The 12,727-nt window shown below is 61.4% G+C and carries 12 protein-coding genes; 7 read left to right on the forward strand and 5 right to left on the reverse strand.

Translation table 11 applies throughout. From position 1 onward, the window contains the following. Nucleotides 1-31: 31 nt before the first annotated feature. Together AC097W_RS05720 and AC097W_RS05725 are read right to left on the reverse strand one after the other, a co-directional pair. The gene (locus AC097W_RS05720; protein ID WP_479601463.1) at nucleotides 32-622 is read right to left on the reverse strand and encodes an anthranilate synthase component II; all 591 of its coding nucleotides are present in this window, start codon (nucleotides 620-622) and stop codon (nucleotides 32-34) included. Continuing rightward, nucleotides 619-2,154, reverse strand: coding sequence for an anthranilate synthase component I family protein (locus tag AC097W_RS05725; protein WP_479601465.1), 1,536 nt, complete (start codon nucleotides 2,152-2,154; stop codon nucleotides 619-621). Before AC097W_RS05725 ends, AC097W_RS05720 begins: the two co-directional genes overlap by 4 nt. Nucleotides 2,155-2,567: 413 nt before the next feature. Here AC097W_RS05725 and AC097W_RS05730 point away from each other — a divergent pair, with 413 nt between their 5' ends. Beyond that, nucleotides 2,568-3,152: a chalcone isomerase family protein gene (locus AC097W_RS05730; RefSeq protein WP_479601467.1), complete on the forward strand. Its 585-nt coding sequence runs from the start codon at nucleotides 2,568-2,570 to the stop codon at nucleotides 3,150-3,152. 22 nt (nucleotides 3,153-3,174) lie between these two features. Here the strand turns inward: AC097W_RS05730 and gph are convergent, their stop codons facing one another. Beyond that, the gene (gene gph / locus AC097W_RS05735) at nucleotides 3,175-3,870 is read right to left on the reverse strand and encodes a phosphoglycolate phosphatase (RefSeq protein WP_479601469.1); all 696 of its coding nucleotides are present in this window, start codon (nucleotides 3,868-3,870) and stop codon (nucleotides 3,175-3,177) included. Between the two features lie 130 nt (nucleotides 3,871-4,000). Here gph and AC097W_RS05740 point away from each other — a divergent pair, with 130 nt between their 5' ends. Then, nucleotides 4,001-4,825 (forward strand): oxygen-binding di-iron domain-containing protein, encoded by an 825-nt coding sequence (locus AC097W_RS05740; protein ID WP_479601471.1) that lies wholly within the window; start codon nucleotides 4,001-4,003, stop codon nucleotides 4,823-4,825. Here the strand turns inward: AC097W_RS05740 and AC097W_RS05745 are convergent. Both AC097W_RS05745 and rpe read right to left on the reverse strand, forming a co-directional pair. Further along, nucleotides 4,815-7,718, reverse strand: a complete 2,904-nt coding sequence (locus AC097W_RS05745) for a putative bifunctional diguanylate cyclase/phosphodiesterase (RefSeq protein ID WP_479601473.1) — start codon at nucleotides 7,716-7,718, stop codon at nucleotides 4,815-4,817. The genes AC097W_RS05740 and AC097W_RS05745 overlap by 11 nt on opposite strands. 32 nt (nucleotides 7,719-7,750) lie before the next feature. After that, nucleotides 7,751-8,428, reverse strand: a complete 678-nt coding sequence (gene rpe / locus AC097W_RS05750; protein WP_479601475.1) for a ribulose-phosphate 3-epimerase — start codon at nucleotides 8,426-8,428, stop codon at nucleotides 7,751-7,753. A 60-nt stretch (nucleotides 8,429-8,488) separates the two neighbouring features. On the opposite strand from rpe, the gene apaG reads away from it, so the two are divergent. The 5 genes from apaG to AC097W_RS05775 are packed head-to-tail and all read left to right on the forward strand — an operon-like array spanning nucleotide 8,489 to nucleotide 12,716. Next, complete coding sequence (gene apaG / locus AC097W_RS05755) at nucleotides 8,489-8,890, forward strand: Co2+/Mg2+ efflux protein ApaG (protein ID WP_479601477.1); 402 nt, start codon at nucleotides 8,489-8,491, stop codon at nucleotides 8,888-8,890. Further along, entirely contained in the window at nucleotides 8,890-10,899 is a 2,010-nt protein-coding gene (locus AC097W_RS05760) for a site-specific recombinase (RefSeq protein WP_479601479.1), read from the forward strand. Before apaG ends, AC097W_RS05760 begins: the two co-directional genes overlap by 1 nt. Next, nucleotides 10,899-11,888, forward strand: coding sequence for a thiamine-phosphate kinase (gene thiL, locus AC097W_RS05765; protein ID WP_479602063.1), 990 nt, complete (start codon nucleotides 10,899-10,901; stop codon nucleotides 11,886-11,888). The genes AC097W_RS05760 and thiL overlap by 1 nt, the downstream gene beginning before the upstream one ends. Next, on the forward strand, nucleotides 11,885-12,112 hold the full coding sequence (locus AC097W_RS05770) for an HNH endonuclease (RefSeq protein WP_479601482.1): 228 nt from the start codon (nucleotides 11,885-11,887) through the stop codon (nucleotides 12,110-12,112). The genes thiL and AC097W_RS05770 overlap by 4 nt, the downstream gene beginning before the upstream one ends. Before the next feature lie 22 nt (nucleotides 12,113-12,134). After that, nucleotides 12,135-12,716, forward strand: a complete 582-nt coding sequence (locus AC097W_RS05775; RefSeq protein ID WP_479601484.1) for a phosphatidylglycerophosphatase A family protein — start codon at nucleotides 12,135-12,137, stop codon at nucleotides 12,714-12,716. The last annotated feature ends 11 nt before the right edge of the window (nucleotides 12,717-12,727 follow it).

Here is a 12,727-nt window from a genome sequence, read left to right on the forward strand (position 1 = left end):
CCCGTAGATACTGCACAAGCAGCTATTTAATTTATAGCAAAAAATTCTTCAGCATGGCATGGCCGTGCTCAGTGAGGATGGACTCAGGATGAAACTGCACCCCCTCCATGCGCACCGCTTCGGGCAAACCGGTGTGGCGCACGCCCATGATTTCGCCATCAAGGGTCCAGGCGGTGATTTTCAGTTCCTTGGGGCAGGTCGCGCGCTCGATCGCCAGCGAATGGTAGCGGTTGACGGTGAACTTTTCTGGCAATCCGGCAAACACGCCCTCCCCGGTCGTGGTGATCACACTGGTCTTGCCGTGCATGAGTTGCTGTGCCCGCACGATCTTGCCGCCGAGTGCCGCGCCGATGCTCTGGTGCCCCAGGCACACGCCCAGAATGGGCAGCTTGCCAATAAAGTGCTGGATGGCGGCCACCGAGATACCCGCCTCGGCCGGTGAGCACGGCCCTGGCGACACCACCAGCCGGTCGGGGTTGCGCGCGGCAATGCCCTCGACGGTGATTTCATCGTTGCGAAACACCTCGACTTCGGCACCGAGTTCACCAAAATACTGGACGATGTTGTAGGTAAAACTGTCGTAGTTGTCGATCATCAACAACCGGGGTTTTGCGGCGCTCATTCCAGTCCCTCCTCAACCAGTTCGCTGGCACGCAGCAGTGCGCGCGCCTTGGCCTCTGTTTCTTTCCACTCCAGCTCGGGCACGCTGTCGGCCACCACGCCGGCAGCCGCCTGCACATACAGAGTCTGGTCCTTGATGATGCCGGTGCGGATGGCAATGGCCACATCCATATCACCGGCGTAGCTGAGGTAGCCACAGGCACCGCCATAGAGGCCGCGCTTGGTCGGCTCCAGCTGGTCAATCAGCTCCATGGCATGCACCTTGGGTGCGCCAGTGAGGGTGCCCGCAGGAAAGGTGGCCTTGAGCACGTCCATGCTGGTCATGCCGTCCAGCAGGGTGCCTTCGACATTGCTCACGATGTGCATCACATGGCTGTAGCGCTCCACGCAGAATGCATCCGACACCTTGACACTGCCAATCTTGGCGATGCGGCCAATGTCGTTGCGCGCCAGGTCAATCAGCATTACATGCTCAGCGCGCTCCTTGGGGTCGTTCACCAACTCCACCTCGGCGGCCTTGTCGAGCTCGGGCGTCGCGCCACGGGGGCGGGTTCCGGCCAACGGGCGAATGGTTACCCTGGTTTCCAGGGTTCCGTCTACATTGACCTGCTCCTGGCGCACCAGAATCTCCGGGCTGGCGCCCACCACATGGAAATCTCCAAAGTGGTAGTAGTACATATACGGGCTGGGGTTGAGCGAACGCAGCGCACGGTACAGGCTGAGGGGTGACTCGGTGTAGCGCTTCTTGATGCGCTGCCCCACCTGCACCTGCATGAAATCGCCTCCGGCAATCAGCTCCTTGGCACGCTCTACGGCGGCAATGTAATCCGCCTTGGCAAAGTCACGCTGGGCGGGGTAGCCCGGTGTCGGCTTGACGGCCGGAATACTGACGGCCTGCGCCAGCCGGTCCTTGAGCTCCCGCAGGCGCCGCTTGGCCCGCGAGTAGGCCTCAGGCTGTCCGGGGTCGGCGTACACAATCAAATACAGCTTGCCCGACAGGTTGTCAATCACCGCCAGTTCTTCACACTGCAACAGCAGAATGTCGGGGCAGCCCAGCTCGTCGGGCGGACATGTGGCTTCGAGCTTCTTTTCGATGTAACGCACCGCGTCATAGCCAAAGTAGCCAGCGAGCCCACCGCAAAAGCGCGGCAAACCGGGGCGCAGGGCCACTCTGAATCGCTTTTGGTAATCGGCAATAAAGTCCAGCGGGTTGGCGCTGGATGTTTCCACCACCACGCCGTCGGTCACCACCTCGGTGCGGGCGTCCTTGCCAAAGCCACTGGCACGCACCAGTGTGCGGGCGGGCAAACCAATAAAGCTGTAGCGACCAAAACGCTCGCCACCCACCACCGACTCCAGCAAGAAACTGTATTTGCCGGTATCCAGGTCATCCACGATGGTGGCACCGGGCATGTGGGCCAGCTTGAGATACAGGGACAGTGGCGTCTCCAGGTCGGCAAACGCCTGGGCCATCAAAGGAATGCGATTAAAGCCTTGTGCGCTTAACGCCAGGAATTCTGGTTCAGAGATCACGGGTATTTACCTCTCAATGCGCAGTGGCCGCCGGGGCCACCAGCGCCTCATGGGGGAAGACGGGGTGCGCGCAAGATGTCGGAAAGGAAGTCCGTGCCGCTTGACCGCGCAAAACTCACCAGGGAGCCGCGCATTGCCGTCTGGTGATCAGACGTGGCGCGCAGCAGTGAGCTCAGGCATGACAGTCGGCGTACGCCAGGGCCAAGCCCCCCGGTCGCTGCAACCTGTAATGCTGATGTAGTGGATAAACATGGTGCCAGTGTAGCAAACCTGAAGACACCCGCTGCCGGCAAACCCACGCAGGCTTCCCTGTCGGTACTCTCGAAAACCCGCATACACAGCGCCTGGGAAAAAGTGCAAAATAGCGACTCAAAAACGAACGACCGTTCTTTTTTTTAATCCGGGAATACAACATGCAATTGAAGAAACACCTTCTCACTGGCTCCCTGGCTCTTTGTCTTAGTGGGGCCGCTTTGGCCGCCCCCATGGAAATCAATGGCGTGAAAGTGGAAGACAGTGCCGTGGTGGCCGGAGCCAAACTCCCGCTCAATGGCGCAGGCACGCGGTACAAAGGTCCTTTCAAGGTGTATGTTGCCGAGCTGTATGCGAGCAAGAAGGTGTCTTCGCTGGATGAGCTGGCTGGAGCCCAAGGCCCCAAGCGCCTGACTATGACTTTTGTCCGGGACATTGACGCCGGCGCCTTTGGCAAGCTGATGACCCGCGGGGTAGAAGACAACGTGCCCAAGCACGAAATGTCCAAGCTCGTCCCCGGCCTGATCCGCATGAGTGATGTCTTTTCAGCCAACAAGCAACTGGTCGTTGGTGACGTCATCACACTGGACTGGATTCCCGGTACAGGAATGGTCGTCACGGCAAAGGGCAAGGTCCAGGGAGACCCCTTCAAGGAGCCCGAATTCTTCAAGGCCATCATGTCCATCTGGCTGGGCCAGGTGCCGGCGGACTTCAAGCTCAAGGACGCATTGCTCAGCGTCAAATAGTCGGCCAGAACCCTGAAGGCCACTAGTCGGCCCAGGGGATCTCCGCCAAAGAATCAGCAAAGGCGTCTGCATCCACCGCGTGCACCGGTTGTCCGTGGTTGTAGCCATACGTGACCATCAACACCGGACAACCTGCAGCGCGCGCAGCCAGTGCATCGTTGCTGGAGTCGCCCACCATCAAGGTGCGCTCTGGCAACGAGCCCAGTAATTCACAGGCCTTCAGCAGAGGCATGGGGTCGGGCTTCTTGCGCTCCACCGCGTCGCCACCCAGGGTGACTTCGAAGAAACCATCGAGCGCCTTCATGCGCAACAAGTCCTTTGCAAAAGCGGTCGGTTTGTTGGTGACGCAAGCCAGCCGCAAACCCATGGACTGCAGTCGTATCAACCCCTCCAGCGCGCCGGGGTACACCTGCGCATACTGGCCGTTGATGGTTCGGTAATGCAGCTGATAGCTCTGCCATGCCTTCTCATAAATTGCTATGAATTGTGTAGCTGCCAGCGCAGTATCCACGTGGGCTAGAAGGCTTTTTATCAGATGTTCGGAGCCACGCCCCACCAAGCGCTCCACGACGTTGCGTTCCACCACGTAGTCCGCAAATGGTGCAGGCAGGTCATGCAGCATGCGCTGCAATGCCACGACAAAGTCACCCAGGGTGTCGACCAGAGTACCGTCCAGGTCGATGATGGCAGCGGAAAATTTTTGCGGGGAAAAAGTCATGGCGTTGAAATGAGAGGGGGGCTGCAATAGCAAAAAAACAGGGGATGGAAAGTAGTTGACCCAAATCAATACCGCCTGGGCGCAGCACCTTAGGATGCATCCCTTTACGACAATCTAAGGGTTTTCCATTATGTCCATTGAACTGTACCGGGACAAAACCCATGCGTGTCTGATGTTCACTGACCTCATTGACGGGTACGGAGAAGCGGTACAGGCCAACCAGTTCCTGATCATGGACGGCGATACCGGTGCCATCATCGACCCGGGCGGCAACCTGGCGTTCAACGAGCTTTTTTTGGGCATGTCACGGCACTTCGCGCCGAACAAACTTTCCTACATTCTCGCCTCGCACGCCGATCCCGACATCATTGCGTCGCTGGATCGCTGGATGACATCCACCCCCGCCAAGCTGGTTATTTCCAGAATATGGGAGCGTTTTGCGCCCCACTTTACCAAGGCCGGAAAAACCGAAGACCGGGTCATTGGTGTTCCGGATGCGGGTGGAAAGCTGGCCTTGGGCCACCATGAAATCTGGTTGCTGCCAGCGCACTTCATGCATTCTGAAGGCAACTTTCATTTCTATGACCCCGTAAGCCGCATCCTGTTCACCGGCGACTTGGGCGCCTCCATGACCACCGGGCAGCAGGCCCAGCAATTTGTCACCGACTTGAAAGCCCACATTCCATTAATGGAAGGCTTCCACCGCCGCTACATGGTGTCCAACAAGATCCTGCGGCTCTGGGTGCGCATGGCCCGTCAGCTGGATATATCCATGCTGGTTCCCCAGCACGGCGCACCGATCGTGGGACCTGTGGCCATTGCGCAATTCTTTGAGTGGATTGAGTCCCTGAGTTGCGGCATCGACTTGTTTGATGACCGGGCCTACCAACTCCCCACCTTGAAAATCGATCCCCTGCGTGGCGCAAAGCCGGCCTTGCACGCGGTCAGGGCGTGAACACCGTCGACTGCACCCAGTCCACCAGCGCTTCGGCTTCGAGGGGTTTGCTGTACAGGTAGCCTTGTCCCTTGTCGCAGCCCAGCGTCGCCATGAGCACGGCCTGCTCGGCTGTTTCAATGCCTTCGGCCACAGTTCCCAGCCCCAAGGTCTGCGCCATGCGGATCGTGGCCTCGATCAGCACGCGCCGGTAATCACTGCTTTGCGCGAGACTGACAAACGAACGGTCAATCTTCACAAAGTCCACCGGCATTTCATGCAGGCACGACAGGGACGAGTAACCCGTACCAAAGTCGTCCAGCGACAGCGCCACGCCGAGCGCCCGCAGTTCATGCAGCGTGTGGATCACCCGCTCGTCCTGCGCCGCCAAGCTCTCGGTCACTTCCAGAACCAGTTGGCCGGAGGACATTCCGTTGGCGCGCAGCGCATCCTGCACTTGCCCAACCAAACCGGGCAGGTGCAACTGGGCCCGAGAGAGATTCACAGCAATGGAGGGCGGCGCCGCACTGCCCAGAACAGTCTGCATGGACGCAAATGCATGGCAAGCCGTTTGCAGCACAAACTGTCCCAGCGCACCAATCAGACCGCAGTTCTCGGCAACGGGAATGAACTCCACTGGCGGCACCAACCCGCGCTGGGGATGGCGCCAGCGCATCAGCGCCTCCAGGCCGCCAAGCGCACCGGTAGCCAGATCAACCAGCGGCTGGTAGACGACAAAAATCTGATGCTGGTCCAGCGCTTGGCGTAAATCGTTTTCCAGCGCGACTGAGGCGTTGACCATCTGACGCATGGACGGATCAAACAGGACATAGCGGGCACGGCCCGTGCGCTTGGCCTCGTACATGGCGATGTCCGCGTCGCGCAGCACGCTGTCGGCGTCCTCCGCGGCGTGGTTGCTGGTGACAATACCGATGCTGACAGTTGACGTCACCTTGCTCAATCCAATGGTGTAGGGCATGGCCAGTACATCCAGCAATCGTCCGGCTACGATTTCCGCCTCCAGATCCCCCCGAATATCGTCCAGCAGCACGACAAACTCATCCCCCCCTATCCGCGCAGCAAGGTGGGAAAAATCACTGGTCTGCATGAAGCTGTCACCGGGACGCATACTGTCCTGCAATCGCTGGGCAATCTGGCGCAGCAACTCGTCTCCCACGCTGTGACCCAGTGTGTCATTGACCTGTTTGAAGCGGTCAAAATCCATGAAGAGGACGGCAAAGTTATAGCCAGGCGCTGAACGACCCCGCTCAATGGCGGCATTGATCCCGTCCAGAACCACCGTACGATTGGGCAACTGAGTGAGGCCATCGGTTCGGGCTGCCGCACGCAGCTGCTGCTCCATCACTTTTTGCGCCTGCACGTCCATGGCAACACCCGCCATATGCAATGCCCGGCCATCTGCCGAACGGTCCACAGCGGTACCGGCAAGCATCATCCAGACCCACCGTCCATTGCCATGGCGCAGGCGCACCGACATCCGAAGGGGCGCTGCCGGATCGCGCAAATGCGCCGTTACCGCGGCAATCCAGGGTGCAAAATCATCCGGGTGAATGAGGGCATTCCAGTCTCTTGCTGTCATGGCCAGTTCGCGTCTCTGGTAACCCATGATCTCCAGCATGCGACTGTTGCACTGCATGGTGCCGTTTTCAATGTCCCAGTGCCAGATACCCAGACCCGCACCTTCCACCGCCAGCTCCAGCACCTGCTGCTGCGCACGCACGTCGGTCAGGTCGGTCGCTACCAGAACCCAGCCAGACAAACCGCCCGCATCGGTAAAAATCGGTTGCACGTCCACCAGGGCCCAACGCCGCTCCCCGCCGGCCGCGCTGATCTTGATTTCCCGCTTGAGGCCGCGACCCTGCTGCACCGCTTCACCAAACGCCTCAAAGGTGGCAGGGTCCGCACTCCCTTGCCTCAAAAGGTCACCAAACCGCTGCCCCAAGGCCTTGTCTTCGGGGTAGCCCATCATCTGGGTAAACGCCTCGTTGACCCACACCACACGGCGCTCGGCATCGGCCAGCACGACCGCGTTGGAACTGCGCTCGGCCACCAGCGCGAGGCGTTTGAGGCGCATCGCCTGGCGCGATAGCGCAAGGTGCTGTCGACGCACCGCACGTGCCGTGGGCTCCACCACCGCCAGAGCCATCAGGAGCAGGAAAACCAGCGCAATGCCGACCTGCACCCGGATTTGCCGTGCCGCGGTCATGCTACGGGCCTGCGCTGCCGATTGCACCTCCAGCACGAGCACATCAATCGATATGAGGGTTGTCTCCAGGTCATTGTGCAACGCCTGAGTCGCCCGCATCAGGGCGCTTGTATCAGTGCGGTCTGGCTGCGACAGTACGGCCTGAGCGCGGCTCCACAAGTGCGCGCGGCTCTCTTGCCAGACCTTCAACGCACTCTGGAGGCTTGTGGGCGTATCTGACTGCAATGCTGCCTGGGTTTTGAGCAAGGTTTCCAGCCGCATGGCCTCTGATCTGGCAAGTTCAAGACTATCGCTCAACGCACTGCGACGCTCGTCACTGTCAAAGTCTGGAACGGCCAGCATCACGGCCAGGGTGCCCATGCGCTGGCTCAGGGTGCTCTGCTCGGCAGCTACCCGAATGATCTCCACATCGACTCGGCGCACGACCTCCGCCTGCTCGGAACGCCAAGCCTGAACCAATGCCAGCCCCGCCACCAGGCCCAGCATGGTGTACATGGCGATTCGGACCCACCGATAGGCGGCGTCATCCCCCTGCATGCGCACCAGAAGGCGGCGCAAAAGACCCGGACTTGCCCTCTTTCGGGTTGAAGTCAGGGCTTTCCCCGGAGTATCGCTGCCAATGGCAGCCTCATACGCATCCAGCCCCACATGCGACGTCGGAATATTGCCCGTGTGGTCGATTGGCATGACTGGCTTGCGCTGTGCCTGGGGTGGCGACGCTAATTTTTCAGCGCCAGCCGCATGGCGTCCACCACACTCTTGTAGTCCGGCTTGCCAAAAATGGCGCTGCCCGCGACGAAGGTGTCGGCCCCGGCATCGGCCACACGGCGGATGTTGTCCACCTTGATGCCGCCGTCCACCTCCAGGCGAATGTCCTTGCCGCTGGCGGTAATGCGTTTGCGCACGTCTTCGATCTTGCGCAGTGCCGAGTCAATGAAACTCTGTCCGCCAAAGCCCGGGTTGACGCTCATGATGAGGATCAGGTCAATGTCATCAATCACCCAGTCCAGCACATCCAGTGGCTCTGCGGGGTTGAACACCAGCCCAGCCTGGCAGCCCTTGGCCTTGATGGCCTGAATGCTGCGGTGCACATGGCCCGAGGCATCCGGGTGAAAGCTGATGAGGTCAGCCCCTGCATCGGCAAAAGCACCCGCCAGCGCATCGACGGGCGAAATCATCAAGTGCACGTCAATCGGCACGGCTACACCCGCAGCGGTTTTGGCGTGCGACTTCAGGGCCTGGCACACCATGGGGCCGAAAGTGAGATTCGGGACGTAATGGTTGTCCATCACGTCAAAGTGAATCCAGTCGGCCCCAGCAGCGATGACATTTTTCACCTCTTCGCCCAGTCGGGCGAAGTCGGCAGACAGGATGGAGGGGGCAATTCGGTACGTCATGGCGGGGGGCATTCCAGAGAGGGGTGGGAGATGGGGCATTTTCGCAGGTAGCATTGCGGAATGTCCAAGTATCAATTATCCGTGGAAGTTGTGCCCCAGTACCTGCACGACCAGTCCAACCCCGAACAAGACCTGTATGTGTTTGCCTACACCATCACCATCACCAATACCGGTGAGGTGCCGGCACAACTGATCTCGCGCAACTGGAACGTCAACGACGCCAACGGCCACACCGAAAAGGTCAAAGGCCTGGGCGTGGTGGGCCAGCAACCCCTGCTCAAACCCGGTCAGGCCTTCGAGTACACCAGCGGAACCCGCCTGCGCACCCCCACGGGCACCATGCACGGCAGCTTTTTCTGCGTGGCCGAAGACGGCGAGAAGTTCGACGCCGACGTCCCCATGTTTGTTCTTGATGCGCTCAGCGGCGATTCCAGCGCCGGCGAAAGGCGCACACTGCACTGATGACTTCTCCTTTTGAATCCCCCCCGGATCTGGCCGTTCTGCTGGACGCTCTGGATCCCGATGCCGATCTGGTGCACCGGCACTTGTGGCTGATTGCCCTGCTGGACTGGATTCGCGGCAACGGCAAATCGGCCCCGGCGGCGGCGGCCCGCGTCGATATGATTCTGGACGTTCTGGACGCGCGGCCCCACACCAAGGCCCGGCTGCAGCGCTGGTGGCGCAAGCTGATCGACACCGTGGACGGCACCATCCTGTTGTCCGACTATGGATTTGCCTCCCGCAATGCCTTTGTCAGCGAATTCGTGGAGCGCCTGCACAACAAACTGCTGCCCGCCACCCCGGAAACCGCAGATGCCTCCGAGCTGTTTGCGCTGGTGATGCCGACCGAGCTGGATGCCCAGTGGGTATCCGCCCTCGCACCCGTCACGCTGGAGCGCCTGGCCCAGTTGCTAACCGCTGCGTCCAACGAAGGTGCGGCACTGAACGCCTCCCACCTGACCTACTGGCAAAGCGCCTTGCTGGAAGCCATCACGTTTTGCACCAGCCAGATCAGCGCAGCCGGGTTTTCCCCTGAAATACGCCTGCGCATGAGCACGCCGGCACGCGCCTCCGGGCCGTTTCACACGCTTTCTGCCGATTTTGATGCGGTGCGGGATGCCTGGCTGAGCGGCCAGGGGCTGGATGAAGCGGCGCAGCGATTTCGAACCCAGCTGGATGCCTGCCGCCAAGCGGCGTCCTCGGTCTACACCCACCTGGACGCCCACGGCATTTCGCTGGATCTGGTGTTTCGGCTGCGCCAATTGCGTGCGCGGGTGCTGCGCATTCGCGCCCTGCTGGACTGTCTGCTGAATGACCCTGCCCACGCCCACTGTGCCCGGCTGTTCTCCCACCTGGCCGCTGTCGGCCAGACGCAGCGCAGCCTGGGCGCGCTGGTGACGGCCAGCACCTCGCTACTGGCAGCCAAAGTGGCCGAGCGCAGTTCGGAAACGGGCGAACACTACATTACCCGTAACCGGCAAGAGTACCGCACCATGCTGGGACAGGCCGCTGGCGGCGGTGCGTTGACGGCGGTGACCACGTTGCTGAAATTTGCGGTCATGGCCGTGGGCTTGTCGGCGTTCTGGTACGGCTTCTGGTCGGGCGTGGTGTACGCCGTCAGCTTTGTCGTCATCCAGTTGCTGCACTTCACGCTCGCCACCAAGCAGCCGGCCATGACAGCGCCTGCCATGGCCGCCAAACTCAAGGACATTGGCGACTCCCAGCAGCTGGGCGCCTTTGTGGACGAGGTCACGCATCTGGTGCGCTCGCAGGTGGCCGCCGTGCTGGGCAATGTGGCGGTCGTTTTTCCAGCCATCGTCCTGTTGTCATTCATCATGCAATATGTCAGCGGGCAACCCATGATCAATGCGGCCGACGCCGAGCATGTACTGCACTCGCTGGACCTGTGGGGGCCCTCCGCCCTGTTTGCCGCCTTCACCGGCGTGCTGCTGTTTTCCAGCAGCATCATCGCGGGCTGGGTGGAAAACTGGTTTGTGCTGCACCGGCTGGATTCGGCGTTGCGCTACAACCCGCACATCACCCGGCGCCTGGGTGTGGCACGGGCAGACCGCTGGGCGCACTTCATGCGCCACAACATATCGGGCTTCGCCTCGAATATTTCACTGGGCTTCATGCTGGGCCTGCTACCGGCCATCTTCGGATTCTTCGGACTGGCCATGGAGGTGCGGCACGTCACCCTCTCCTCAGGCCAGCTAGGCGCCGCCTGTGCCAGCATGGGCTGGGACATCGTGCGCAACCCTGCACTGTGGTGGGCGGTGGCCAGCATCCCGGTGATCGGTGCGCTAAATCTCGGGGTCAGTTTTTACCTGGCATTCCGGGTCGCCCTGCAAGCCCACAGCGTGTCCGGCCTGGGCCGTGCCCGCATACGTGGCGCAGTCCTCCAGCGCCTGTGGCAAGCACCCATGAGTTTTTTGTGGCCCGCTCATATGAGCGACACTGACACGAGATGATGGGCGAATTTGAGCTGATCGATCGCTACTTCACACGCCCCACACGCAAGGCCGTGCTGGGCATCGGGGACGACTGCGCCCTGCTGCAGCCAGCCCCCGGCATGCACCTGGCCATATCCACCGATATGCTGGTGGCGGGTCGGCATTTCTTTGCCGATGTAGCCCCCCGCACCCTGGGCCACAAGGCGCTGGCGGTCAACCTGAGCGATCTGGCCGCCTGCGGTGCGCGGCCGCTGGCCTTCACGCTGGCGCTCGCACTGCCCGACGCCACGGCCCAGTGGCTGGAACCTTTCTCACAAGGCCTGCTGGCACTGGCCGATGCCCACGACTGCGAACTCATCGGCGGTGACACCACCCAGGGGCCTTTGAACATCTGCATCACCGTTTTTGGCGAGGTGCCCGCAGGCGCTGCCCTGCTGCGCAGCGGCGCCCGGGCAGGCGACGACCTGTACGTCAGCGGCACGCTGGGTGATGCGCGGCTGGCCCTTGAAGCACTGCAAGGCACGCACCCGCTACCGCCCGAAATGCTCGCGCAAGCCCGCCTGCGCCTGGAGCAACCCACACCCCGCGTGGCGCTGGGTCTTGCCTTGCGTGGCGTTGCCAGCGCGGCGGCCGATGTGAGCGACGGCTTGCTGGGCGACCTGGGCCACATCCTCGACAAATCGGGAGTAGGGGCAACAGTTCATACGCAATGCACTATCAATTTGATAGCTGCCAGCGCATATCTTGCGCGGGCCAGTGGCATTTTTAACTCGTATCTTGATGAAAAACGCGTTCTGCAATGCGTGCTGGCCGGGGGCGATGACTACGAACTCGTCTTCACCGCGCCACCGTCGCACCGCGACGCAGTTCAGGCGGCCGCCCAAGCGAGCGGCACGGCCGTCACCCGTATCGGACAGATCGACCGCGCGCCCGGATTGCGCCTGGTCGATGCCCAGGGCGCCGAGGTAGCGAACACCTTCACGTCCTTTGATCACTTTGCCCCATGAGCAAACTCTCCCTTACCCGCGACAAAATCTACAAAACCGTAGCCCGCCAGTTGCACGGCGTGGTGCCCTGTTGGGTGTGCGGCCTGCACGTGGAGCCGGTGGATGCCACGCTGGAACACATGCAGCCCCTGAGCGAAGGTGGCAATAGCCACGCAGAAAATCTGGCCATCAGCCATGACCAGTGCAATAACCAGCGGCATATCAAAAGCGCGACAAGGGTCTGAAAACGCCGCCGATAATTCCCGCATGAACGACCCGTTTTCCTCCCCCGTTACCGTGTTTCCCGCCGACCCCGGGCAACCGGTGCCGGTTGTGCGCCCTTCCGTGCGCTTCCTGTTTTCGCACCCGGCCCACTTCCTGGCGCTGGGTTTTGGTTCGGGCCTCTCGCGTCTTGCGCCCGGTACCTCGGGGACGCTGTGGGCGTGGATTGCCTTCATTGCGCTCTCGCCCTGGATGAACGATGCCCGCTGGGCGATGCTGATTGCCGCCTCCCTGCCCATCGGCTGGTGGGCTTGCAGCGTCACCGCCCGCAACATGGGCGTTCTGGACCCCGGCAGCATCGTGTGGGACGAGGTGGTGGCCTTCTGGCTGGTGCTGTGGCTGGTCATGCCCGCCGGGCTGGTGGGGCAGGCACTGGCCTTTGGCCTGTTCCGTTTTTTTGATGCGGTCAAACCCGGCCCCGTGGGCTGGGCCGACGCGCTGTACCACGACCTGGACCCGGCCACCGACCCGGCCGCCTGGCGCAAGGCCGGCTTTGGCATCCTGTTCGACGACTTGGTGGCCGCCGGCTGCACCCTGCTGGTGGTAGCCGTGTGGAGGTTTGTGTAATGCCATCGAGG

It is taken from the genome of Rhodoferax sp. GT1R46 (genome assembly GCF_056521285.1).

What these genes read in the sequence shown, in the direction of transcription:
- AC097W_RS05720 (WP_479601463.1), bottom strand. Translation starts at nt 622, where the DNA reads ATGAGCGCCGCAAAACCCCGGTTGTTGATGATCGACAACTACGACAGT.
- AC097W_RS05730 (WP_479601467.1), top strand. Translation starts at nt 2,568, where the DNA reads ATGCAATTGAAGAAACACCTTCTCACTGGCTCCCTGGCTCTTTGTCTT.
- gph (WP_479601469.1), bottom strand. Translation starts at nt 3,870, where the DNA reads ATGACTTTTTCCCCGCAAAAATTTTCCGCTGCCATCATCGACCTGGAC.
- AC097W_RS05740 (WP_479601471.1), top strand. Translation starts at nt 4,001, where the DNA reads ATGTCCATTGAACTGTACCGGGACAAAACCCATGCGTGTCTGATGTTC.
- AC097W_RS05745 (WP_479601473.1), bottom strand. Translation starts at nt 7,718, where the DNA reads ATGCCAATCGACCACACGGGCAATATTCCGACGTCGCATGTGGGGCTG.
- rpe (WP_479601475.1), bottom strand. Translation starts at nt 8,428, where the DNA reads ATGACGTACCGAATTGCCCCCTCCATCCTGTCTGCCGACTTCGCCCGA.
- apaG (WP_479601477.1), top strand. Translation starts at nt 8,489, where the DNA reads ATGTCCAAGTATCAATTATCCGTGGAAGTTGTGCCCCAGTACCTGCAC.
- AC097W_RS05760 (WP_479601479.1), top strand. Translation starts at nt 8,890, where the DNA reads ATGACTTCTCCTTTTGAATCCCCCCCGGATCTGGCCGTTCTGCTGGAC.
- thiL (WP_479602063.1), top strand. Translation starts at nt 10,899, where the DNA reads ATGGGCGAATTTGAGCTGATCGATCGCTACTTCACACGCCCCACACGC.
- AC097W_RS05770 (WP_479601482.1), top strand. Translation starts at nt 11,885, where the DNA reads ATGAGCAAACTCTCCCTTACCCGCGACAAAATCTACAAAACCGTAGCC.
- AC097W_RS05775 (WP_479601484.1), top strand. Translation starts at nt 12,135, where the DNA reads ATGAACGACCCGTTTTCCTCCCCCGTTACCGTGTTTCCCGCCGACCCC.